Below are 2,697 nucleotides of genomic sequence, written 5' to 3' on the forward strand. Positions count from 1 at the left end.
GAAAAATATAGAATGAGAACAGAAGTATAATTTTGTATTATCGTAACTGCAATAGCATTCTTTATTGGCAGATTGTTTATTGGAGAGAAGGAAGTAGGCAATGCGCATAATCCCTGAACGGAAGGTTTTGTGACAAGAATTTCAATAATGGCATGTTACTAAATGTTGTGTGTGTTCTTTGCTTGTCAGAAAAAGTAGATGGCGCTCTTTATTTGCATAACCGGTATCGAGTAATGAGTAATGCGGGAGGCTAGTTTAAAATCTCGTTTATTCCGTTAAAGCTTACTGTTTTCTATAAAAAGACTGTTTTCGTGATATCCGCTGTTAATCTCGCGTATTTGGTAGAGATGAAAATATAAACGTTTATCGTGTCTGTAAGGGAGCTTGAAGCAATGAAGTTATGTGTAAAAGAGTTCTGAAAAGCTTCTTTTGTCCGTAAAACTTATAAGGAAAATTTAAAGGCAGGAAAATGTTAGAGAAATCTAAGAGTACGCTGTGAAAATCAAGAAACAGTCTTTTTAGAGATGGTTTGCTGTCTGTCATCGTGCTTCATGATTTTCAATGTTTTTAAAATTTCTTTCTCAATGAGAGAGGGCTTTTTTATTAAAGCGGGGGAGATTTGTTATGACAGTTAACAATGAAATGGAGAGAAGATGCTGCTTTACCAGCTGTTTTTGTCGCTTCAGTTTCATTTGAACCTATTGTGATTATGAAAGCATAGTGATTCAATGACTTTGAAAAGGGGGGAATAACATTATCAAGTTTGCAATACAGTGCGATTTTTTGCATCGCGATGCGTGGCAGAAGATGGTCAGCATTTGGGGGCATTGTGGGTTCTATATTCTATGCTGGTTCTGTAGGGCGTCTGTTAGCGCATTTATGGAACTATTCCGCATTGAAACGCGTGCTTAATTTCGTGGATCTTTGCAAAGGTCTGATCAGAAAATCCCATATTTCAAGAGGTTTTTAGAGGGATCTAAAAGCACAGAGGTATCATAAAATTACAAACACCGTACGTTACTGGAGGTGATCAATTTTAGAGCTTAAGGAGCTTATCGGTTTAGTGTTCTTTCATAAAAATGATGAAGGCTGTGGTCAAGGTCTCAGTGTGTTGGTTTCTCGAAAAGTGGTAAATGCTGTATGATTTTATATGCCATTGCCAATGTTATGGCTAGGGAGTTCAAATAAAGCATATCATAAATCGGAATTCTTCTCTTTACGCGATAAGAGGAGGGCTAGGCAAAACAGTAAAAATGCAGCGATAGAGAATATGAAGAATACGATATATGTTTGGTTTAAGGACAGGGATTCTTCTGTCAGCGAATGGATCAAAAAGCCAGCGAATATACCCCCTAAGGCACCACCTATTTGCTGTAATATGCGTGTGATAACGGCTGTATCTTTGACGTATAAACTGTTGACATATTGGATGGGGGCGGAAAGGCAGACAATGGTGGCGATGCCAAGTCCTATGCCTCTTAGCAAGAATCCCAGTCCATCCATGCTTATATTATAGCCGAAGCATAATAACCCAAAGCTTGATATCACTAAACCAATTCCTATCATGAAAAAGGGAGATTTTTCTTTCCATTTTTGGTAAATAAATTTCCTGCCAATCCACGCACCCACTCCTTGCAGAGCAAGGAGGGTACCGATGATGAGAAGGCTCTTTTCATAGTTTCCTCCCATGGCAACGGCTAGTGGGAAATAAACGAGGAAGCTATAAAAAAGAAATGAAGCAACGAGCCCCATGATCATGAGCAATGTATAGCGCGCATTTTGAAATCCGCTAAAGACGATTAATTTGTTTTTTGCTTTCTGATTAGAAACAATGAATAATATGAGAGATATCACGGCTATAAGCGCTAGGATAAAGAGGGTGTTGTGGTTATTGATATTTCTGGCTTCTGTGAGATAAAAAAACGAAAGAAGGGAGATGGAAAACGCTAAAAAAGCAAATAAGTTAAATTTTGTTTTTGTTGTTTCGTTGCTCTTTAAATGTTTAGCTCCAAGGGTGAGTGCCAATAAAATAAGCGGAATATTGATAAAAAATAACAAACGCCAAGACACATACTGAGCAAGCGAGGCGCCTACCAGCGGACCAAAGGCAGGAGCGAAAACTGTTGGTACGGCTATGGTGCCCATGGCTTGGCGCACTCGTGTCTGTCCAAATTGTAAGGCAATGATGGTTTGGCTAAGGGGCAGCAAAAGACCGGTCCCAAAACCTTGAACGATACGGGCAGATATAATAGTTGGAAAATTATAGCTTAATCCTACCCCCAGTGATCCAAGCATAAAAATGAAGCTTGCAAGAAGCCAAGTGCTTTTGATACCTATTCTTCCTTGCACAAAAGCGGCCATTAGCAGCCCTGGAACGGTGGCGAGAAAATAGGATGTTACAACCCATTGTATATTATTTTCTCCGACTGAAAAATAATGCGCAAGGTTAGGAAGGATGACATTGACAATGCTCCCGTCCAGCAGAGGAAGTATGCTGGAAATAATGACGGTATATATGACATACCTTTCTGTTTTTGTATAGGAATCTCTCTTTTGCATTATTATGCCCCCTGTTGATATTCTTTAAAATATTGTCCCCGCCCCATTCCCAGACTTTTAAAAATTAACATGTGTTTGTGATGGCTGTGGTTTTGATATTGGGATAAATGTGATTGGGAGCGCTGATGGTCCCCTTGT

General features: G+C 39.3%; 1 protein-coding gene. It reads right to left on the bottom strand.

Annotation, left to right across the window (positions count from 1 at the left end; genetic code table 11):
- Positions 1-1,194 precede the first annotated feature (1,194 nt).
- Positions 1,195-2,559 carry an MFS transporter gene (locus ACFIL8_RS08985; RefSeq protein WP_375689502.1) on the bottom strand — a complete coding sequence of 455 codons (1,365 nt, stop codon included), beginning with the start codon at positions 2,557-2,559 and terminating at the stop codon, positions 1,195-1,197.
- Positions 2,560-2,697 lie beyond the last annotated feature (138 nt).

Origin of the sequence: Bartonella sp. AP57NXGY (assembly GCF_042195805.1) — a bacterium.
Taxonomy (GTDB): domain Bacteria; phylum Pseudomonadota; class Alphaproteobacteria; order Rhizobiales; family Rhizobiaceae; genus Bartonella.